This is a genomic window from Bradyrhizobium sp. USDA 223 (assembly GCF_044909005.1).
Taxonomy (GTDB): domain Bacteria; phylum Pseudomonadota; class Alphaproteobacteria; order Rhizobiales; family Xanthobacteraceae; genus Bradyrhizobium; species Bradyrhizobium yuanmingense.
In genome coordinates this window covers 379789-402141 of the sequence record NZ_JBIYDR010000001.1, presented here as the reverse complement: position 1 = coordinate 402141, position 22353 = coordinate 379789, and the positions used below count along the sequence as shown (strand labels likewise).

The window sequence follows — 22353 nt, the reverse complement described above, 5'->3', positions numbered from 1 at the left end:
CGGCCTCAGCCCTTCCGTCTCTGCATCGTCGGGCGCTGCACCGACTTCGGCACTGTCTGGTCGAAGTCGTTCTGTCCCCTGCTTTAGAGCCGGACGCATTTGGCCAGCATCAACTTGGCATCGTCGGCCGCAGCCTTATCACTCCGACGTCGTTCTCTATTGCAATTGCGGTCCCAAATGGCTCTGAAAGCTTCTGTAGACGCTCTAGGATGACATTTGCCTCCGTCGCGGGGGCGAGCCGCGGTACGCCCCGATCCGCAAACCTCTTTGAGTATCCTAGCTCGATTGGATAAAGCCGCAACTCGGCTAGCTGGTTCTGCTCAAATCGGCTGACCGCGACAACGCTCTCATAGAAGATTGGATCTGAGAACTCTCTTGCCATCTCGTCCACGGTCACATCCGCATCCGTGTCGACGCGCGGGTCCTTACCGTAAGCGTTAAACATGTCAGCTCCCACGGGCGTATGGAGGTCCTCCATGATGAAGTTTCCAAGACTATAAAACACCGGACGATGCCTGTAGATCTCGATTCCTCGCAATTGATGAGGTCCATGTACGACGTACGCGTCCGCTCCGGAATCGATTAACGTATGCGCCAACGATTGCTCGTAGTCTGGAGGCTCTTGACTCCAATTTCCGGGCTCATGACCGTGGTTCGTGACTATGCAGAAGTCAGCGAACTGCTTCGCCCGGCGAACGTTTCGCAGTATGTCAGCAATATCGCGCGGGTCAGCTTCATAACTATAACCGCTCTTATTGCCACCTTTGTAGGTCACCCCAGCGATCTCGACTGAGCTTTGACCTTTTCTGCCGGGCCTGAAGCCCGGCAGTTCAATTTGTAATCGGCGCAAGCACTCAAGCATCTCGGGCATGACCACGATGCTTCGCGCCAAACGCAGTACATTGATTCCCGGTCTGCCTGGAGCCTCGCTGGCGGGATCGGCCGCACGAGATAGTGGCGTGTACGTCGAGGCAAAGGAGACCAAGGCCACGCGACCGCGTACGGTCTCCAGAAAGCGGGCGGCGCCTGCCTGTGCGAGATTCTCGCCTGCACCTGCGTGGACTATTCCGTTTTGATCGAGCACTCTGCTCGTTTCCCGCATGCCTTCGAGCCCCCAGTCGAGCGAATGGTTATTCGCGCGGCTTACGACCTTGAATCCCATCGCCTTCAGATCGGGCCCGAGTTCTGGTAAGCTGATTACGTATGCCCCACCGTGCTCAGCCTGTGGACTACCCTTGAACGATCGGATATCGAAGATGCTGGTTTCAATGTTACCAAACGTGACATCCGCATCATGAAGGATCTCAATAATCTCGGCGAACCCGGGATGCCTTCCTTTAGTTAGCGGCCGCGTGACGAGAAGGTCGCCAACTGCCACCATTGTGAAACCGTCCGCGACGTTCGTTGCGGTCGAACCAACCGTGTCATAGCGACCATCCTGTTGGGCGGTATACTGGTTTGAAGGTTCCTCCATGTGGCGACCTCTATATTGGTTAACTCTTGGTGAGTTGGCTCCATAGAACACGATTGGCTGAGGTCGAGTGGCCATATGTCTAACCACAGGCGCTCATAAGCGACGAATATTGCCAGAAAACCATCGTGATCACCCTGCGGCTATGCTCTGGTGCCGAGAAAAATACTCTTGGCGGGTTACTTCGTAGTATTGCCTGAGACTACCATCATGTTCATACTGGCGGTCATCAATATAGCGCAGGCCCAGCTTTTTGGCTGCTCGCTCCGACCGGACATTGCCCTTTGCAATGAAGGCGACCACTTTTTCCTTCGTCGAGTTTCGCAAGGCATGTGTGATGGCGAAAGACGCGGCCTCGGGACCGAGGCCGCGTCCTACAGCGTGCTCGCAAAGCAAACAAACGAATTCGAGGTCGCTTTCGTAGTCGACCAAGCCGCAGCGGCCGGTGAAGATCGGACCATCGCTGGACTTTTGATAAACCATCCAGTGGCCGAAGCGGTTCTTGCGCCACTGTACCAACGCCCAATCGAGCCACTTGCGCACGTCCTGAGTGGTCTGCGCCACATTCTTGAAGTTCATCTGCTGAACCAATGGATCGTTGTGCAGCTTGAACAACTCCACTTCGTGTTCTGGGCGCATGGAAGTAAGGATTAAACGTTCGGTGTAGTTGGTAAGCAACGATACTCTCCCAGTCATCGCCATTTGGCGCTGAAGAATTCTGTCGAGCCTTGGTACCATCCGTATCTTTTCATCGAGCCGGGATGCCGGGATTGGTTGGATACAACGGGCTCGATCTGCTGCGGCCCATCCTTCTTTAGCGAGAAATGGATGTGGCCCGCCATGACCATGCGAACCTCCATGATGGTGCGCTGGAGACGAAGCTGGTGCGCTTCATGCAGGTGCTTTCGAAGCTGCAAGCGGCACACTAGCATGCGCACAAATGCGTTCACCTACCAGTATTGGGAGTGCGCTCGCACCTTGCGTGTCGAAAACTCCTTCACGTGCCGCGGCATTAGGCGTATTGACGGTTTTTGACCCAGCAATAGACCTTTGATTAAAACTGTCTTTGCTATTTTAGGGAAGCCGAAAGATCTGCCGAGACACAATGGCAGATGGTCCATCGGTTGTTGCCCGATCGTGGCGAACGTGGTTCGCCAATTCTAGACAATCGGCGTACCGTCAATGGCATTCTTTGGGTCTGTTCATCCGCTTAACACACTCTAGTGAACTCGCGGGTGGGGCGGCATTCGAGATTTCGGGGCGTCTGGCGCCGAGGGCGGACACGCATCTATTGTGATCACCGGCACGGGAACCAAAAATGACGAAACGCTCAGCCGCTCGCGCTGCGCCTTTCGACAAAGATCCACCTCCGTACGAATACCGCAGGCGGCCGTTCTTTCGACATCACTGGGCGCGGTCCAAGAGGTCGATGGCTGCGACCCATTGATAGCTTCACGACGCTCGGTACGAACAGCGTCGCCGTCGGCCCTTGTAGCCGAGAGGTTTTCCGTGAGTGGCGGTTGACCTTGCCCCCAGATTTTATCCAGTTCTGAGTTCGCTCAAGCCATTGGATTTGCCCAGTTGGGCGGTGGTAGCGACGGGAGCTGGCGCGGAGCCATCGGCATAGCGCAGCGCCAGATCCCGGCGCGGGTGGCAGGTAAAGGCGAACTCGGAGGGTGTCTTCCATCCGAGCTGTGAGTGCGGTCGTGTGTAGTTATAATCGGCGCGCCAGCATCCGAGCGCGACGCGGGTTTGAGCCAGCGACGTGAACAGCGTCTCGTTCAGCAATTCATCCCGGAGCCGACCGTTGAAGCTTTCGATGAAGCCATTCTGCATGGGTTTGCCCGGAGCGATATAATGCCAGGCGACGCGGCTCCGATCGGCCCAGGTCAGGATGGCGTTGCTGGTAAGTTCGGTGCCGTTGTCGCTGACCACCATCTTTGGCTTGCCGCGCTCCATGACCAGCCGATCCAACTCCCGCGCCACCCGGGCCCCGGAGAGCGAGGTATCGGCCACCAGCGCCAAGCACTCGCGGGTACAGTCATCGACCACGGTCAAGATGCGGAAGCGGCGGCCATCCGTGAGCTGATCGGAGACGAAGTCCAGTGACCAGCGGTCGTTCGGTGCCATCGGCACCGTCATCGGCGCCCGAGTCCCGATCGCCCGCTTGCGGCCGGCACGGCGGCGCACCACCAACTTCTCTTCCCGGTACAGCCGGAATAGCTTCTTGTGGTTGATCGCAAAGCCCTCCCGCTTGAGCAGAACATGCAGGCGCCGATAGCCGAAGCGGCGGCGCTCCTGGGCGATCGCCTTCATGCGCTGGCGAACGCCGGCATCATCCGCTCGGGTCGTCCGATATCTCATGGTCATGCGGCAGCAGCCGATGGCTTTACACGCCCGCCGTTCGCTCATCCCGTGGGCATCCACGAGATGCGCGACAGCCTTCCGCTTGGCCGCGGGCGTCACCACTTCTTTCCCAAAAGGTCCTTCAACGCCGCATTGTCCAGCATGGCGTCAGCCAGGAGCCGCTTCAGCTTCGTGTTCTCGTCCTCCAGCGTCCTCAGCCGCTTGGCCTCGGAGACGTCCATCCCGCCGTACTTGGCCTTCCATTTGTAGATGCTGGCGTCGCTCACGCCGTGCTTGCGGCATAGATCGGCGACCGACACCCCGGCCTCGTGCTCCTTCAAGATCCCGATAATCTGCTCTTCCGTAAAGCGGCTACGCTTCATGCTCTGGTCCTCGTCGTGGGCCAGAACGAACTTCAAACTGGATTAAGCCCCGGGGGCAAGGTCACGGTTCGCCGCGATCGAACCGCGCGATCCAGCTCAAATACGATCGCTGGTCTCTGAGCATCCCTATCGCGTTGACGCTCTGTCAATCGCATCGAAGCAGTTCCCTCGCATCGCTAGCCATTATGAAAGAAGCCAGAGCTTACGTGACGACGTAAACATCGCCGCCGAGAACCGTCAACACGATCTAATCACGCAGAGAATTCACTGATTGGTCTCAGGATCTGGAAGATAGGAACTTTGATCTTCCCTCCAAAAACAGTGAGTAGGATTCAAGCCGATTTTAGGTCTCGACCGGGTTGATGTAGCCAATCTCCGAGTGTCTGCGGTGATAATTGTAGAGGCCATCGATGTAGCGGAGCCCTGTTTCATTGTGCGTTGCATGTTGGCGGTGAACTACCTCGGTCTCGATCGCGTAGAAGAACCTTTCCACAGCGGCATTGGCGTAGCAGTCGGGTCTGCGGCTCATGGACGGCCCTAAGCCGGCGGCTTGCAAGGCCGGGCGATAGTCGGTTGAAGCTAGATGGGATGCCACGGTCGGAGTGTTGGATTAGGCCGGCGTTGGACCTTCTCCCTTAATCGCCATTCGTACCGCGGCCAGCTGCAATTCGGCGCGCATTGTTCATCTACCGCCCAGCCGCACGATGCGACGTACAGATCCATGATGTGGCCAGGTACAACCATCCCAGGCCGGTTCAGAGGTAATGTCGGCGATCCGGACCTGATTGCGCGGCGGCGAGAAGTTTCCGCTGGAGCAGATTGGGCGCGATTGGGAAGCCACGCCGCTCCCAGTGGTGCAGTATCGTCGCAGGCGAGACGCCGAGCACACGGCACATGACTTGGACCGCATAGTCCGCGCGGCGGGTTCGGCAAACATCGCGATCGACTTCCTAAGAAACAGCCGGATCGGAGGCACCCGGAATGGACCGTAACACCAAGCCCAGAGATTTGGCTTGCACTGAAAGGTAGTGAGGACGCGGCCGCGATATTGCTGCTCATAATAGTCCGGGCCGGCGGCTCTGTAGTGCATGCCGTGCCAGTGGTTTTTGAGAACAAGGCTACGATCTTGCGGGCTGTCGCTATCATCGCCTTTAACTTGCGCCGCACGTGAGGAAAGTCGGCGATAAAATCCACCGAACCCAGAGAAGTGCGCCTTGTACCCGTCGGCAAAATCTCTGGCGTCAAGGTGTTGTGCTCGCGCACACGCAGATCGCCCGGTCGGGCAGCCGCACCGTTCCGACTGGCAGCAACGACGGTCGGACGGAGCGATACGCGACGCACGACCGACGTTAGCGATGCCTCGTGCTCCGCGAGAAACTGTCGGTCAGAGATCTTATCGATTGGGGCAAAACAATGCTCGCCGGCGCCAGGTAGAAAGCCGTGAGTTGACGTTCTGCTCTCGCTGTCCGCACCGCCGACCACCTCCGCAGCGGATTTAACCTAAAAGTCAGCAGCATCTTGCGGACCATGATGGCTGGCTCATTGGCGAGCAACAAGCCTCAGGGAAGAAGAAATGCTACATCGCCAACTTCCCTGCAGCGATGACTCTGCGCACATTGGGCGCCACCATCAAAACAAGATGTGTGATGAGCAGGCCGATCAGCAGGTGAAGCTTGGACTGATCACTTCGAAGGCGATCATGGGCAGGTCTTCATCGCCATGCCCTGATGACAATGATTGCTTACGCTTGCCGCAACATCGTCCCCTCGCATCCGCTTAGCAGAAAACACACGAAGCAACGGCCGTCCGCCCCAGCCAACCTTGCCCGTCGTACGTCACGCTAGCCGTTCACCTGCCCCATGAGCACCTATCCGCGCGACGACAACCAACCAGAGTCGAGGAAGAATTTGGGAGCGGCTACCAACCCGCATTGATACATACACAAGAACGCGAGAGTAGGCGATACTGCCACAGCATCAAATTATAGTGCTCTCGATTCTTCGGTATCTACTCCCACTTCAGTAGTTGATCGGATGTCACCGGCACGAGTGGCGTAAAGTCGACGAGGAGAACAGTCCGAAACCCCCTCGTGCTTTTCCGTGCGAAGACGGGGGACACGTAATGGGCTAAGCGCCGGTCGTCAACCGTAAGAATGTCCAAGGTCTGCTCGAGCGTAACGCTCGCCCGCCGATGCTCAAGTGGTATTTCATTCGGGTGCGCATCCGCAAACGCCCGCGACACGATCAAACTCTCACCGCCGATAACGTTCATGCGCTCAAGCATCACAATTGTGGTACTCAATTCACCGTCGACATGTGCCCGATTCGGACTACTGATGCCCGGCCGGGTTTCTTCGGCATGCAACGAGATCAGATGAAGTCCTGTCCTCATCCAGTCGCGAGCTCCGTTGGGAAACAAGGAAGACGGTGTAGCCTGGAAACAGAAATCGACGATTTCCTGAAGACCTTTGTGCCGAATGAGATCTTCCGGCAAGGGATCAAACCGGCGCTCAGCACTATAGTCGCGATTCATTCCTGAGGGCTGAAGAAACGTCGTGAATTGCGTGCCCTGGCCGTCAACAAATGGCGGACACGGAAGGAACCGCATCCCGGCGGCGGCGTGCTTTAAATATACTCCGACCGAGTGATAACGGTGGCGTCCAGCTTCACGCCCGCCAGGATTCTGGTCGATTGGCCCGTTGCGCCCCGCGTCGCGCGCCTTGGTGATCCACTCCATCGCAGTCGCGCTGACCACGAGTTGAATATTCTCTCCGGCTTCGCAGGCAAATCCGTCACGCTCTAGTGCATCCCGGTAGCGTTCGATGGTCGGGTGCGGCCGCTCGACTACGGGAAACACCTGTTCAATCTGTCCCTGGCCTGCCGCAATCCGAGCTCCATCGAGCCAACTGGTGTACCTCCTCATATATGGCTCGTCGAGTTGGGCAGACGATACATCCTTCATCGTCATCTCCTATGTCTGCAAGCCACGCGATTATGAAGCAGGTGCAGAGGGTGTGCCTAGCTCTCAAATTGAGGAGGTCGTCTATTCGGGCCAAGGGTGCGAACGCTTCTGGCGACAAATCACAGCGATCGTCGAGCGGCAGTGGCCCTGTGGCCCGACTGGACGTCAACGTCGGCGCAGACAACTCTCATGCCAGGAGCTCTGGCGGGTGAGCGCGGATACTCCAAAGCTCTACAGCAGCCCAAGCACCTATCTTTCATAGCTTCCTAACGTAGAGGAGATCTTTGATGTCGCGAAAGGTCATCATCACGTGCGCAGTTACTGGCGGGAGTGCCGAGGTCCTTGCGAAACATCCCAACATTCCCAAGACGCCGTCACAAATTGCAGAGGCGGCGCTGGAAGCTGCGAAGGCAGGTGCTGCGGTCGTCCACATTCACGTTCGGGACCCAGAAACGGGGGTTCCGTCGAACCGGCAGGAGCTCTATGAACAGGTCGTGAAGAAGCTTCGGGACGCGACTACTGATGTCATTATCAACTTGACCTGTGGAATGGATGGGACCGTGAGGATCGACTCTCTGGACCCCACAAAACTGGATAAAGCGAGCTCGCTTAAACGTCCCTTGGAGCGCTGTATTCATGCAACTAGACTTCAGCCCGAACTTGCTACCCTCGACTGCGGCACGATGGCCTTCGGGGAGAGCATTTTTGTCGCGCGAATGTCCGATTTGCGAGAGATGGCGGCCCTCATGAGAAACGCCGGTGTCAAGCCCGAGCTTGAATGCTTCGAGCTAGGACACATTGAAAACGCCAAGCGTCTAGTATCAGAAGGCAAGATTGATGGTCGGCCGCTTTTTCAATTCTGCCTCAGCACCGGGTATGGCGCTCCCGCAGTGCCGATTGTCATGCAGGCCATGCGCGACATTCTACCCTCAGGTGCGATCTGGGCTGGATTCGGCTGCAGCGCCGACCAAATGGCTGCGGTCCCACAGGTGGTGGGGCTGGGCGGACACGTCCGAGTCGGATTGGAAGATAACATCTACCTTCGGAGTGGCGTGCTGGCATCAAACGCCCAGCTGGTTGAGAACGCGGTTGGCATCATCGAGCGCATGGGCGCTAGCATTACTACACCGGCCGAGGCCCGAGAAATTCTCGGCGTCGTTAAGCGCGGATGAACGTGGCATACTTTGTGAGCGCAAGTCGCACAAGGCGCGTTCGCCTATGTCGCTGCCAAGGAATTTCCTGCCGTTGTCCACCACTAGCGGCGTGCTTCTCTCCTTGCGAATACGGAGCCTCTCATCTGCCGTGAGGCCGCCGATGCTGCGTTCGATTGCCCCAGATTGCTTCGCGGGCGAGATGACACCAAGCCAGAAGATCGGGACCGCTTAGGCCAGGCGGCCCTATCTTTCTCCCTTACAACGCGACCTTGCGCCCGGGTTTCATCCCGCTCTGGTGCATTTACTCGAATGGACCGTGGTACGAGTGGAGCTGGTGCGGAGCGATCCGCAGAGCGCAGCACCAGATCCCGTCGCGGGTTAGTCAAAGGCGCACTCCGATGGTGTTTTCCGTCCTAGTTGCTAGCTGGTCGCGTATCGTTGTAGTTGGCCCTTCAGCATCTGAGCGGGAGGCGGCGTGGGGCAGCGTCGAATTTCCACAATTCAACCCGCAGTCCGCCATTGAAGGGAACGACGGCTCCAGCTCCTTCGCCGCTAGATCGCGCATCTGAAGGCCGCCGTGGGCCTGTGTGCGCCAGAAATGCTGCAAACTGGCTCTATCGCATAAGCGCGGTTGGTGAACGATGCACAACATGATTGATTTGCGATCTCATGCTTTCTCTCCAAGTGCGGCGCGTTTTTTCGTCTCATTAACCTAGAATGCCAAGAACATTCATTGTGGATCTTCCACTCTGTTTTTCTGATGAACTTATTCTAGTCCTTCCTCCAGTGGCTTTTACCTGGCGGAGTCTTCGTTGCCAACATGCAGCGGAGCCTCATCTGCGGTTATCTACGAAAGGAGGACGAGGTGCTCTGTTCATTGCTCCCGCCCGTGCGGAGAGTTTCAGTGGCAGCAAGCAGGTAGCGACAATCAAGCTTGCAAAGCTAGGGCCAGAAGACCTTACGAGAGCCGGTCATGTTCACGGAGGGATCATCGCAACCGGCACAGAACCGATTTCTCATTCCGCAGATAAGGAGCCAGAAAAACTAGCTGTTGCACCGCCTAGTCGCGTGAATCAGTGGAGCCGACACTCTTATGTGGCGCGTTGGGAGCGGAGTCTGGCGTCTGCTACCGGACCACAGGAACACTGCAGATCAGCGGCGGATAGAGCGGCGCGTTGAGGGCGCACGCACCTACGGCAGCCGCAGCATACGCCACGCGATCTGGGCGGGATTGCTGTCGGCAGTTGGCTTGGGGATATCTGGCTGATATTAACGGGCCCCAAGTTATCATCCACACGGCTCCTGCGAAGAACAGCAAAGCCGCCGTCACTTTCGGCTCGCGGCTGAGTGCTGCGCCAGCGCCTGAGCAGCGAGGCGGCGGTCCGTGACTTGGCGGTGGGCGAGCCAAATATCGCAGTTCATCTCGTGATGATGAGCGCGCCAATGACGACGCCCAGACCGAAGGCGCCGAGCGTTATACAGGTAGGTCCGTATGCCACCCAGGATACCGGGCGACAATGGGCACGAGTGCGACAATCCCATCGCCGATCACGGCCGGCGCCAAGGCACGAGCCAATACGATCTTGATTGACGGCGGATCAGTAGCGAGCCCCGAAACGATGCCTTGACTAAGCTGTTGTGCAGACACGAGGGTTCGGAGAAACGCATCTTACCGGGCGTAGCGGACCGCTTGTCCTCGAAATCGAGTATCGCGTAACCCAGAAGAACGCACGCGCTTTTCACGCCGTAATGCGAGACGTTCAGCTTTACCCCCAGCGCACAGGCGCGCATGGCTGGTCGCGTGCGCACGACATCGCCGATCCCGAGCCGTAGACCGAAACCTATCATTGTCCCACCTTAGATTATTTGCGACAGCGCAGTCGTTCGACGCAATCAGAGCGGGCGCTAGATCGGCAGGCGTCGGCTTTCCATATCGGTCCCGGGCCAGTACGGGTGAGAGCGCATGCTAGAGCGCTCGTTCGGATCAGTGCGCCGGCGGCGGGATAATCCTGAGCCAACTATGACGGAAGTGTGCATGGTCAGGGATTTCTTGGAAATTGATGAGCGCTTGGCCATGGGAGGCCGATAGGCAAGCCGGAGTAAAGCAAATTCACACTCTTCATGCGAAGATCAGGGCAATGCCCGTAGCGCCCTCCTGATGTCGCCGTGACAACGTGAAAGGCTGGAGTCGTGCTTTCAAGTGCGTTCGAGGTTAGATTCGATTGGCCGCCCTGGTGGAGCGCGCAGATGAAACGATGGCCGAGCGCACAGGGTGTGCTAGTTCTCAATTCAGAGTGCGTTCAAACATCCGCGCATCCTTGCGCGACGCCGAATTCGGCATCGGTCTTGTCGGCTTAGACAGACGTCTAATCTAAGTAACGACAAATTGCTTTGCTAGCATCGCAGAGTAAACGCTGGAACGTCCTTCTCGCCCTACCCGGCGCCGTCGCCGGTTGCCTGTGGATTTCATTCTGCGTGTCATTTCCTTCGCCGAAGGGGAGGTTCATTATCTCATTCATTAGTATCCGGACCGTATCCCACAGGTACTCACTGGCGCTCGTCGAGCGCATGATGCCTGGCAGCGCCTTAAGAGTATGTGTCTTTATCCATAATCGCCGCAAGCTGGACAGGAGAGATCGCAACCAACGCATTCTAGGCGCGATCGATGGAGCAGCCATGAATCAGCCCCCCGCAGCCCGGATCGTTCGTCGATCGCCGGATCTTCTGCGCCTTACCGTCGAAGATGTTCAGATGGGCTTGTCAACCGGAGCGTACACAGCCCAGTCGCTAGTGGGGGCAAGCCTCGAAAGGATAGAGCGGTATAAACACGAAGTACAACGCGATCATCTTTCTGAACCATTCGGCGGTGAAGGACGCGATGGAAATCGATCGGCGACTCGCGGCCGGAGAGTGCCTTGGTCCGCTGGCGGGCGTTCCAGTCGTCGTGAAAGACACCATTGATATGGCCGGCTTTCCTACCACCGCGGGATGGTCCCTCCTGTACGGCAAAACAGGTGGGATCGACCTCATCCCAGAGCGGGACGCACCGGTCGTAAGCCGGTTGCGGGACTCGGGAGCCGTAATCATCGGCAAAACAAATGTCCCTGTTTTCAGCTGGAGTGGCGCTCATGCGAACGATAGTTGGGCGGGGCCGACACTAAATGTTTTGATGCCCGACCGCGTACCTGGCGGCAGCAGCTCGGGGACGGCGTCCGCCGTCGCATCGGCTATGGTTGTGCTCGGCTTGGCCGAAGAAACCGGTGGTTCGATTCAGAATCCTGCCTCGGCGCAGGACCTCGTAGGTGTCAAGCCAACTACCGGTTTGGTATCTAACGCTGGCGTGATGCCTCTATCGTCAAACTTGGACGTGGTAGGTCCAATTGCACGATGTGTACGTGACGCGGCCATCTGTCTGGATGCGCTTGCCGGCTACACGTCAGAAGATCCAAAGACCCTCGCAGGTATCGGCAAGAAGCCAAAAGGAGGTTACACCTCCAAACTTAGCTTGGATGCGCTCGAGGGCAAACGGCTCGCTCTCTACGGCTGCGGATGGCGCAATCAACCTCTCTCAAAGGAGGCCGAGCAACTCTACGATAGGGCAAAAGAAGAACTCGAAAGACTAGGCGCAGTTCTGATAGACGATCCTTTTGCCGGCTCGGGTTTTGCTGGACTTCGCAAAGCGACTGCCCGCCATGGGAGTTACGATGCCCGTGGCCTCGAATCCCTTCCCTACGACGTTCATAGATACCTAGGACGTCTGGGGCCTAACGCCGCGCTAAAGACCTTTGCGGAGTTCGCGAAGGCAACTGAAAAGGAAAGCCTTTTTGGGGCGATGGGCGCATTGCGCTCCTTGCTCCATCTGCCGCAGTTCGAAGCGATCCTAGCACACCCGTCGCAACCGCCGAATATCGATGAGTTTATTGCTGTCAAGCAAGAGTACCTCGCGACATTTGAAGAAGTGTTTGCGCACCATCATCTCCATGCCTGCGTCTTTCCTCAGATGTTGCAGGAGCTACCGCCGCTGCACGGGAGAGAGTTCATTCGGGAGACAACCGTCAGTGAAATCAATATTGCTGGTCTCCCCGCAGTGACCGTTCCGGCGGGCTATTACGCGTCGGGCTCCCCGTTCGGCTTGATCTTCGTGGGCGAAATGTGGAGTGAATCCCGCTTATTGGCGTACGCTTACGCATACGAATGCTCAACGCGACACCGCAAGCCGCCCCCCCTTCGATAAATAGGAGGCGCATCGGCCGACGAAGGCGGGGTGCATCACTATGCGCTAGGTTAGGGGGCAGACGTGGGCTCCCACATTTTAGAACCGATCCGTTGCAGAATAGAAAATGGCCTTTCGCGCGTTTCGTCCGCGAGTTATCCCAAGCGGCTTCGCTGACTCGTCTACGAGTACGACCTTTTGAGCAAATATTCGGCGTCGAACCAGTGCTTTTTGTCTCCCGCCGGTGACGGTCGACACGTCGTTTTAAACCGACTGCTCTGTAACGATCCTTATGTGTGGATGCCCCATTGGCCCCTCAATGTCCAACCTTGCTGAAAGCGCAGTACTATAGCTTGAACGACCGATGTTGGACCACTACGGTTTAGGTTTAGCTACTGGCCATTAATGGTTACATTCCCTATTCCCGTCCTATCTGGAAACTTCCACTTAGCAAGCAGCTTTTTATACGTACCATCCGCGATAACTGCTTCTAGTGCGCTCTTGAGCGCCTTTCCAAATTCCTGGTTGTCTGCTGCGAACCCCATGCCTAACAAGCCGACCGCATAGGGCTCTCCAACAACAGTGTATTTCTGTTCCGTATCCATGAATCGAAGGAGAGTTTCAACGTCGGTGGCTGCATCTGCTCTGCGTTGAGTCAATTGCATTCGCACATCGGCAGATGCCCCAACTTCCAAGACATCAACCGCAGATTTACCAAGCTTCGTGCAATGTTCATCGCTCCATTTTCTAGCCAAGGCCGGCTGGGCTGTACCGCGCGATGCAACAACCCGTTTGCCACACAACGCGTCCATACTGGGAATACGATCTGCATCCATCTTCTGTACAAAGAAAACCGAATTCATTCGCGAATAGTCGAGGAAGCTGAGTTCGCCGCGCCGCTCGGGGAGGTCTGCTATGTTTATCATAAGATCAATGCGTTTTGTCTTCACCCCGTTGACCATGTCGAGCCAATCCATTTGCTTCCAGTTGACCTTCGCGCCCATTCTACTTGCCATAGCTTCGAACAAATCTATGTCGAAGCCTTTTAGCTCATCGGATGCCGGGTCCTTGAATTGGAATGGCGGATATGCGGTCATTGCGCCCACCTGGAGAACTCTTTTTTCCTGTGCGACGGCCAAATTGGTAGTAAGTACGCATGCGAGAGCGATTGCGCTTCCGGCAAATCGACGTCCAATTTTCGCGAGCATGTGTTTCTCCCTAACGCTCGGTCTTGAAGTCCGAATAACCGGCCCAATCATTTCAGCACAGCCGAGATGAAGTCGCGCGTACGGGGCTGCGTTGGACTGCAAAGAACCTGCGCCGGAGGCCCCGCCTCGACGACCTGCCCCTGATCCATAAACAACGCACGGGTGGCAACTTCTCGTGCAAACCCGATTTCGTGAGTGACGATCATCATCGTAATTCCGGATTGCGCTAGATCCCGCATGACTGCTAGCACTTCCCCCACTAGCTCGGGATCGAGCGCAGAAGTAGGCTCATCGAACAGCATCAAGCTCGGCTTCATGGCAAGCGCGCGGGCGATCGCTACGCGCTGTTGTTGGCCACCTGATAACTCTATTGGGTACGCGTCGCGTTTATCCAGGAGACCGACTCGTCGAAGCAGCTCGCAAGCTTGCTGTTCGGCCTGCTTTTGTTCCGTCTTAAGTACCTGGATTGGCCCCTCAGTGAGGTTTTGCAACGCAGTCTTGTGTGGAAACAGATTGAACCGCTGAAAAACCATTCCCGTCGCACGTCGCTGCCGCGCGATCTCGCGTTCGGAAATTTCGCACAGCTTGCCCCCTACGCGACGATAACCCACGCATTCGCCGTTAACCCACAAGGCACCACCATCAATAACTTCGAGCTGATTGATGCAGCGCAGAAAAGTGCTTTTCCCCGCTCCGGAAGGTCCGAGCAGACACACTACCTCGCCTGGAATCACCTCAAGATTTATATCCTTAAGCGCCTTGAACGCACCAAACGACTTACTCACAGCGACGGCCTTAAGGATCGCGCTCATCTCCAGTCCTTATTTACTTTGCTTTTCCGGCGCCGCGGGCGAAGTAGCGTTCTAGTTTGCTCTGCAGGACGACCAATATTGTGACGATTGCCAAGTACCAGATCGCAGCTACTATTAGCAGCTCCATCACTCGCGCATTCACGTAGTAGATATTTTGTGCGCTGTGCATGATTTCCGAAAATTGTATCACGCTTGCGAGTGACGTGGTCTTGACCATACCAATAACCTCGTTGCCAATCGGCGGCAGGATCATGCGCATTGCTTGGGGCAATATGATCCGACGCAGCGCCTGAAGCCGATGCATACCGATCGCCTTAGCCGCTTCGTACTGCCCTGAGTCGACCGACAGCAAACCAGCTCGCACCACCTCTGAGGTATATGCCCCCTGGTTGATTCCCAAGCCGAGAAACGCGGCGAGGAAGGGCGTCATAACGTCCACAGTACGGGCTTCAAAGAGGCCCGGAATAGCGATGGTTGGAAACACCAGGGCAAGATTATACCACAGCATCAGCTGCAACAATAAAGGTGTCCCGCGAAAGAACCACACGTAACTCGCGGCCGCCCAATTCAGCACAGGATTGGTTGAGAGGCGCATGATTGCGACCGTGACACCAATTACAACGCCTAGCATCATCGCCAAAACGGTCATCAGAATGGTATTGGCGCAGCCAAGCACGATAGTGCGAGCTGTAAGGAATTGCCCAACATACGACCATTCGATTTGACCACGGGCAAACGCCACTGCAATCCAGGCCGCAAGCGCAACCACTATCGTGGCGCCGACATATCGTCCCACATGCCTACGTCGCACGCGCTCGAACCGAGAGATGTCTTCGGCCGTAGGGCTGGCGTGCTCGCTTATTCGGTAATCCTGATCCGATACGCTTGCCATTCTGGAACCTTATGGCACTCGTTCATGCGTGTGGCGATTTCACTTGGTAGACCTATGGGGGATTCGATAGAAATCAAAAATCCTAGGTCCCGCGCATTATCTCGGCGCAATACCGCCTTCTGCGCCGGCGATCGGCGCCGGCACGGTCGATGGCAGTACTCGTTCCGTGGTGGCGAGTTTAAGCACTTGCGCCGAAGTCGGGGGTTACGCGCTCGCCATTAGAGTCGGACGAAACCAACGACGGCCGCGACTTCTCGAACATGTCAAACACCATCCGCCCCCCCCCTTTGCGTCATGGAGAACTGCCCCGATTATGATCTCGGTTGAACGTTGTTTCCGACGGTGATGGGCCAGAGGGAGGCGGAGCAAAACGGAGGGCCGTACCGTCGGGCGGCGGCTTGATGAGGCCGCTCTTTGCGCTTGGCGCGGAGCCGTTAGCTGTGGCCGCGGATCGTCAGCACGTGGCTGTGGTGCAGAAGCCAATCGAGGATGGCGGTAGCGACCACGGAATCGGCGAACACGGTGCCCCATTGGCTGCGCTGCGATTCGACGTCACCGTGTATCCGGCCAGGATTGCCTCTCGCCCGAGTGCAATGGACAGGTGCGTCTTGCCGAGGCCCGGCGGGCCAAGCAGCAGCACGTTCTCTCCGTTGGCGATCCAACGTGCCGCGGCAAAGGTCACGGATCTGCTTTGGATCGATCCATCGGCGGCTGCGCCTCGAAGCCTCGAAGTCGAAGCCAGGAAGGCCGCCGCGATCCCCGCCCCGCGGACCGTGCCATTGCGCCCAGCAACACCAGCGAGATGGGCGGAGTCGACGATCCGCAGCCGGCGCCCCTCCGATTGCTTGTGGACCGCAACCTGGTGCAGTCCATGGCGCATCCACACTTCGCCAGCCGCGATTGTTACAGCCACGCGCTCGCCAATAGGGCGCCACCGATCTCGACGGCGCAATCATTACCGACGATGCAGGTCAGTTCGCGCAAGGATCCGAACGACGGCTGCCCGCCGAGCGGCTTCAACCAATGTATCTCGTCACGCGCAAAGCGGATGATCGGCGCCTGGTCGTGCCGTGGATGCGAACGTTCGCAACCTCACGCTGCCACGTGTCGAGATGCGCCTCGAATGCCTCCCAGCTCGGGAAGGAATGCCTCGCAGTCGCGTTGTTCTTCGCGTAGCCGACAAGAAAGCGATTAATGATTCTAGCTCGCTCACGGTTTTCCCCTCCTTCACGATCCTACCCTGTGCTTAACAGTGCACCCGCGTGACCCCGCTTCATCGTTTATCGGAGACAACTATCATTATCCCCGCTCCGGGTTCGCGTCACAGCCATACGTCGTCATTGCCATGAAGATCCTGCAGCACAACGTCCATTCGCAGCCTGCCTTGAGCTCGCCCAAGATCTCATCGCATGCGGTCCGGCCTGTTCGTCGTGCCAGCTGGCTCAGCGGCGAAGGAACTCCCTCGATGAGAGTAAAGCCCCAACTATCGGCCTGCGACGCGCCAATCTGAGCAGCTCCGCAATAAATATCAAACTCTCTGCGCATGGCTCTTGAAGCGGCAGCGCTCGACCGTAAGTGACCAACGGGTGGAACGCATTATGCAGTATGAACAGTCAGACCGGACCAGCTTTAGCTCGACAGGCTGCGCAGGCCACAGGCCCAAACAATCGGCTACGTCGTTTCGCAAGCGAACCCGTTCCCCTTACGGCGTATTTTACCTACCGACGGCGCAGGAAAATGTGCGGTGAAGAACAGCGTGTCAGTGTCGATGTAGTGTTCAAGGAAGTTGCGTCGCGTGGCAGCGGCCAGCTGCGGGTCCATATCCCATTTCGACGACAGCTCTGGATAGGCCGCCTGCAGAGGCGAGTGCATCAGATCGCCTATGAACACGGCCTCGTCATTCGTTCGGCCCAACGCTATGACGGCGTGTCCAGGGGTATGGCCGTGTGCTGGCATGATGCGGATACCGTCGGCTATTTCCTGCTCGTTATCGACAAGCTGGGCTCGGCCGGCTTCAACAACTGGTAGCACGCTGTCCAAAAACGCCGGATTCGACGACTTGTTCACGTTGTCCCAATAGTCGAACTCTGCCCTAGCAAAAATGTAGCGAGCTTTCGGGAAGGTCGGAACCCAGCAGCCGTCTTTCAAACGCGTATTCCAGCCGACATGATCATCGTGCAAATGCGTGCACATGACAATATCAATGTGGTCGAACATAAATCCTGCCGCATTCAACGCATTTTTATACGTGTCATCAGTTTTCATGTGGAAACTGAGATCGTATGATCGACACTTGTCGTTTCCGATGCAGGTATCGACCAGAACGGTGTGATGCGGCGTCTTAATAACATATGACTGAATGCACATGATCAGTTCGTCATTGTCATCCAGCGCGCTGGCTTGCCGCAACCAATTCCGATTTTCCGCCAATAACTCGGGTGTTAAACTCGGAAGGATCGCGAGTGCCGGTCCAGCGGGTTTTTGGTATTTTACGATTCGATGAATAGTGAAGTTGCCTACCTTGAACATCAAGCTCACAGGTTATTTCCTCCCCCCAATCTATCGCACGCACTCGATCCGTCGCGCGCAGATGCCGACAGTTGAGCACGAGGTGCTCGCAACGAAGGTCGCGAGTCGGTAGAATATCTTGTGATCTCGCTGAGTTGGACCGCAACTACCGGCCGTTCATCAGCAACAGCATAGCCCTCGCTTAAGGCAGGATTCCTGCAATGTGGAATTTGTTGTGCTGAAATTCAGCAGCGATTGCGACTAAGTCGAAATCAGCGCGTCTTGCAGTTATTCCCATAGCACCTTTGAGCGGCGCCGCCGGTGCTGCTGAGCGCGAACTTGCCGTCACGGCGTCCGTGCGGATCGGTGCGCCGGAAGGAGGATGAACCCGACCACGCCGTGAAGGAAGTGGTGCACGGTCAAGGGGTTACTTGAACTTGACGAGCTTAGCCGTGGGGTCCCCACCACAACACCGCGCCAGAGTTTTTACGCAAGAAAAGACGAACAATGTGCCGCCTGATTGGATAGCGCGATTGCGGCATTGACACACATGCTCCGCAAAAGTGAAATGCATGACGGTTGGATTGGACTAGCTCCTCACGTGCTGACAAACATGCTTGCGCACTGCAGTCGCTTCCTGAGAATGCACAGGAGAAATCCGCATAATTGTGGGCTGCCCATATTGACATGAGGTTGCAATGGAATCGCGCTAGTTGCAGTTGCGGTAGCAACGACGCGCTTGCCTCGCAACAGTCCCGAAGAAAAGGGCTGCGCGAGGATCAAGCATAGAGACGATTTGGCCGATACGGGAACGGATCCACGATCGGAGTTTCATTACTCATCATCTCGGCGAGCAAGCGGCCCGTCGCGGGACCAAGCGTAAAGCCTTGATGGCCGTGGCCAATGTTCATCCACAGGCCACGATAGCGGGGCACAGGACCAAGTACCGGCAGCATGTCCGGTACGCACGGGCGCGTGCCAAACCAAGGTTCAGGTTCGGCACGCGTACCGAGATCGATTAGATTGCGAGCTGAAGCTTCGGCTACTTTTAGTTGTATTGTAGTTGCTGGCGCGTCGCGTCCGGTAAGCTCCGCACCAGTGCTGATGCGAATGCCACGCGCCATTGGTGCCATGGCGTAGCCAAATGCCTTGTCGACCAGCGGTAAATTGAGGGAACTACCGCCGGTATAGTGCATGTGGTAGCCGCGTTTGCGCACCAGCGAAATGCGGTAACCAAAGTTTTGCAGAATATCTGGCGCCCACGGCCCCAGCGCTATGACGGCAGACTCCGCATCAATTCTTCCGTCATCCGTTTCGACCGACCAGCCGGCTCCCGTTTGCGTCAATGTATGTGCGTTGCCGCGCAACACCAAACCACCAGAACGCTGCAACAGGCTAGCGTAAGCTGCGACAAGGCCGCCCGGATCCGACACCGTCCAAGTATCAAGCCAGTGAATGGCGCCAGCGAGATCATGGCGCAAGATTGGTTCTGCCTTTGCGAGTTCTCTACCAGAAAGCGCATGGAACCGCACACCAAAGTCGCGCTGATCTCGTTCCGCGGCTCTGATCGCGAGCGCGAACTCCGCCGGGTCGCGATGTAGCTGCCGATAACCGGCGCGACGCAATAAATTTTCGGCATGCGCCTCAACGATAAAAATGTCGTGCTCGCGCGTTGCATGGGCGATCAGACAGGCCCACCCGATGATAGCCAACCGATAGCGTTTTGGTGCCGAATGCCACCAATAACGCAGCAAAGGCTCGATATGATGAGGGAGAGCGGGGAGACTATAGCGCACGTCGTTAGTACGCCCCATAGCGATCTTCAGCAGCGCCGAGAACTCTCGGGGCATCGCGACGGGTCTCACCGCCTCCGCCTGGATCATGCCGGCATTGCCGTAGCTTGTTTCGTGACCCGGCGCTTTTCGGTCAATGAGCGTGACTTGCCATCCGCGGCGCTTCAGGTGCAATGCCGTTGACACGCCGATAATGCCCGCGCCGAGTACAATCGCGCTATTCATGATACCTACCAATATCTCATGCGAAACGTTAAACGTGACGCGCAGCTCAAGCACGGCACCATTGTCATTGAGACGTTCATCTAGAGGCGCCGCAACTCTGTGCCGTCGTCCTGTCACGGCCTGATAGTTCGGCGTCCGCGCCATCCCCGCTGAGGCAGGCCGCGGTAGCGGGCCCCTTAGTTGTCCTCGCGCAAATGACAAGCGACGAAACGGCCACCCGCGACCTCCCGTAATAGAGGGTCCTCGCTGCGGCAGCGCGCTGTGACAAATGGGCAACGCGTATGGAACCGGCAACCGCTCGGCGGGTTCATAGGACTCGGAACGTCACCTTCGAGAAGGAGGTCCTCGCGCTTGAACCGCGGATCGGGTACCGGTGCCGCGGCGATCAGGGCCTGGGAGTAAGGGTGAAGCGGCTCAGTGAAGATCGCTTTCTTGGGCGCGATTTCGACGATGCGGCCTAAATACATCACTCCAATGTGGTGACCGATGTGCTGGACGACGCCCAGATCGTGGCTAATGAAAAGATACGTTAGCTTCAGCTCCTCCTGCAGGTCCAAAAGAAGGTTGAGCACCTGAGCTTGGACCGAGACATCGAGCGCCGAGACCGGCTCGTCGGCGACGATAAGGCTGGGATTGACGGCCAGGGCTCGAGCGATGGCCAGGCGCTGCCGCTGCCCGCCGGAGAATTCGAAGGGATAACGGCTCATAGCCTCAGCGCGGAGGCCCACTTTCTCAAAGACGGCTGCAATTCGCGCCTCACGTTCGCCGGAAGACAAACTCTCGAAGTTCTCGATCGGTTCGCCGACTATCTTACCAGCGGTGAGCTTGGGGTTAAGCGAGGCGTAGGGGTCTTGAAAAACCATTTGCACGCGCCGTCGGTGGGGACGCAGCTCGCCTTCGCCGAGTTGGGTCACGTCGACGCCGTGGAGCTTGATTGACCCGGCGGTCGCTTGCGTGAGGCGGAGGATAAGCCTGCCCACGGTCGATTTGCCACTGCCGCTTTCGCCGACGAGGCAGAGCGTCTCACCCTCCGCGATTCTGAAACTAACGCCATCCACGGCTTTAACTCGCGCCACCTCGCGCCGCAGCAAGCCGCGCTGTACCGGAAAGTGCTTCTCAAGATTAATGACCTCGAGAACCGGCTTGGCATCGTCATGGATCGTCATTCCAGCACGCTCATTGGGCTCTGTAACGACCAATTGATGCATCATTCTGCCCCCACGTTCATGGCCTCCCAGCAGGCGACGAAATGTGTGCCATCGTGGCGTTCCAAGGGAGGAGCCTCGCGTTGGCAGCGCGCGGTCGCGACTGCGCAGCGCGGCGCAAAGGCGCAGCCCCTGATTGGTTGGTTTAGAGCTGGCACGATGCCAGGGATTTCGGTTAGGCGCTGAGCCGACGTTCCCAGCCCTCTACGGCGTGGGATGGAAGCGATCAGGCCCTTCGTGTAGGGGTGGAGCGGCCGGTCGAAGAGTTCCGTAACGGCGGCCTCCTCGACTTTATGACCGGCGTACATCACGATCACTCGCTGGCAAGTCTCGGCGACCACACCGAGATCGTGAGTTATGAGCATTATCGCGGCCCCGATGCGTCCCTTCAGCTCCAGCATGAGTCGCAAGATTTGCGCCTGGATGGTGACGTCCAGCGCCGTTGTCGGCTCGTCAGCGATGAGGAGCTTGGGGCTGCAAGAGAGAGCCATCGCTATCATGACACGCTGACGCATCCCACCCGAGAATTGGTGCGGGTAGTCGTTCAGGCGACGCTCGGCATCAGAAATGCGCACAAGGCGCAGCATCTCGGCCGCACGCGCCAGAGCCCCCGCGCGGTCCACCTTTTGATGGATCATGATTGCCTCCGCGATCTGATCACCAACGGTGAGCACGGGGTTCAGTGAGGTCATTGGCTCCTGAAAGATCATAGCGATGCGGTTGCCGCGAATCAGTCGCATTTCGGCTTCGCTGAGCGCTAGGATATCCTGGCCCTCGAAGCGGATGCGACCGCCTATCGTGCGTGCCAGTTTGGTCGGCAGGAGTCGCATAATGGAGAGAGCTGTGACGCTCTTTCCGCATCCGCTTTCACCCACGATGCCTAAAGTATCACCGGGCTTCACCTCGAAGCTCACGCCATCGACGGCCCGTGTCGTCCCGTCCTGCGTGAAGAAATAAGTCCGGAGGTCTTCGACCGTGAGAACGGGCGCGATCTCGTTGATCGGATCCGTTTCCGCGCGGGATGGAGGTTCAACGCGGGGTTCTGATTCGGCGCAGCACCTCAGTGCCTCTGCGATGCCATCTGGGACGGCTTCGGCTTTCTTGGTCGCCTCGATGCTTTTAGCATCCGATGTTACGCTAGCCATTCAAGTGGCCCTCCTTTCGCCCTATTGGAGTTCGGTC

At 57.3% G+C, this 22353-nt stretch carries 14 protein-coding genes and 3 pseudogenes; 4 read left to right on the top strand and 13 right to left on the bottom strand.

Annotated elements, in window-relative coordinates:
• Positions 1-109: 109 nt before the first annotated feature.
• The 4 genes from ABIA40_RS01680 to ABIA40_RS01665 form a co-directional block, all read right to left on the bottom strand.
• Entirely contained in the window at positions 110-1474 is a 1365-nt protein-coding gene (locus ABIA40_RS01680) for a CapA family protein (RefSeq protein WP_404538548.1), read from the bottom strand.
• Between the two features lie 129 nt (positions 1475-1603).
• Positions 1604-2149, bottom strand: a complete 546-nt coding sequence (locus ABIA40_RS01675; protein WP_404538545.1) for a GNAT family N-acetyltransferase — start codon at positions 2147-2149, stop codon at positions 1604-1606.
• An 861-nt stretch (positions 2150-3010) separates the two neighbouring features.
• Positions 3011-4200 (bottom strand): IS3 family transposase gene (locus ABIA40_RS01670; protein ID WP_225174769.1). Its coding sequence is split into 2 segments (ribosomal slippage): positions 3011-3951 and positions 3951-4200, totalling 1191 coding nucleotides; the frame shifts between segments, so codons are not numbered across the junction.
• Positions 4201-4543: 343 nt separating this feature from the next.
• Positions 4544-4729, bottom strand: coding sequence for a hypothetical protein (locus ABIA40_RS01665; RefSeq protein WP_404538542.1), 186 nt, complete (start codon positions 4727-4729; stop codon positions 4544-4546).
• Positions 4730-5652: 923 nt separating this feature from the next.
• Here ABIA40_RS01665 and ABIA40_RS01660 point away from each other — a divergent pair.
• A pseudogene (locus ABIA40_RS01660) lies at positions 5653-6035 on the top strand (IS701 family transposase); the annotation flags it as partial.
• 172 nt (positions 6036-6207) lie between these two features.
• Here the strand turns inward: ABIA40_RS01660 and ABIA40_RS01655 are convergent.
• The gene (locus ABIA40_RS01655) at positions 6208-7161 is read right to left on the bottom strand and encodes a 2OG-Fe dioxygenase family protein (protein ID WP_404538540.1); all 954 of its coding nucleotides are present in this window, start codon (positions 7159-7161) and stop codon (positions 6208-6210) included.
• Positions 7162-7448: 287 nt separating this feature from the next.
• On the opposite strand from ABIA40_RS01655, the gene ABIA40_RS01650 reads away from it, so the two are divergent.
• From ABIA40_RS01650 to ABIA40_RS01640, 3 genes and pseudogenes are all read left to right on the top strand, one after another.
• Complete coding sequence (locus tag ABIA40_RS01650; RefSeq protein WP_404538537.1) at positions 7449-8333, top strand: 3-keto-5-aminohexanoate cleavage protein; 885 nt, start codon at positions 7449-7451, stop codon at positions 8331-8333.
• Between the two features lie 1650 nt (positions 8334-9983).
• A pseudogene (locus ABIA40_RS01645) lies at positions 9984-10404 on the top strand (MFS transporter); the annotation flags it as partial.
• Positions 10405-11193: 789 nt separating this feature from the next.
• The gene (locus tag ABIA40_RS01640) at positions 11194-12549 is read left to right on the top strand and encodes an amidase (protein WP_404538534.1); all 1356 of its coding nucleotides are present in this window, start codon (positions 11194-11196) and stop codon (positions 12547-12549) included.
• Between the two features lie 371 nt (positions 12550-12920).
• Here the strand turns inward: ABIA40_RS01640 and ABIA40_RS01635 are convergent, their stop codons facing one another.
• From ABIA40_RS01635 to ABIA40_RS01600, 8 genes and pseudogenes are all read right to left on the bottom strand, one after another.
• A complete protein-coding gene (locus ABIA40_RS01635) occupies positions 12921-13736 on the bottom strand; it encodes a transporter substrate-binding domain-containing protein (RefSeq protein ID WP_404538531.1) in 816 nt (271 codons plus the stop codon).
• Positions 13737-13783: 47 nt separating this feature from the next.
• Complete coding sequence (locus ABIA40_RS01630) at positions 13784-14548, bottom strand: amino acid ABC transporter ATP-binding protein (RefSeq protein WP_404538529.1); 765 nt, start codon at positions 14546-14548, stop codon at positions 13784-13786.
• A 13-nt stretch (positions 14549-14561) separates the two neighbouring features.
• Entirely contained in the window at positions 14562-15440 is an 879-nt protein-coding gene (locus ABIA40_RS01625; protein WP_404538526.1) for an amino acid ABC transporter permease, read from the bottom strand.
• 311 nt (positions 15441-15751) lie between these two features.
• Positions 15752-16186 (bottom strand): annotated as a pseudogene (locus tag ABIA40_RS01620) (ATP-binding protein); the annotation flags it as partial.
• Between the two features lie 925 nt (positions 16187-17111).
• Positions 17112-17978 carry an MBL fold metallo-hydrolase gene (locus ABIA40_RS01615; protein WP_404538524.1) on the bottom strand — a complete coding sequence of 289 codons (867 nt, stop codon included), beginning with the start codon at positions 17976-17978 and terminating at the stop codon, positions 17112-17114.
• Positions 17979-18727: 749 nt separating this feature from the next.
• A complete protein-coding gene (locus ABIA40_RS01610; protein ID WP_404546133.1) occupies positions 18728-19966 on the bottom strand; it encodes an NAD(P)/FAD-dependent oxidoreductase in 1239 nt (412 codons plus the stop codon).
• 176 nt (positions 19967-20142) lie between these two features.
• Positions 20143-21132: an ABC transporter ATP-binding protein gene (locus ABIA40_RS01605; protein WP_404538521.1), complete on the bottom strand. Its 990-nt coding sequence runs from the start codon at positions 21130-21132 to the stop codon at positions 20143-20145.
• A gap of 41 nt (positions 21133-21173) precedes the next feature.
• Positions 21174-22316 carry an ABC transporter ATP-binding protein gene (locus ABIA40_RS01600; protein WP_404538518.1) on the bottom strand — a complete coding sequence of 381 codons (1143 nt, stop codon included), beginning with the start codon at positions 22314-22316 and terminating at the stop codon, positions 21174-21176.
• Between the last annotated feature and the right edge of the window lie 37 nt (positions 22317-22353).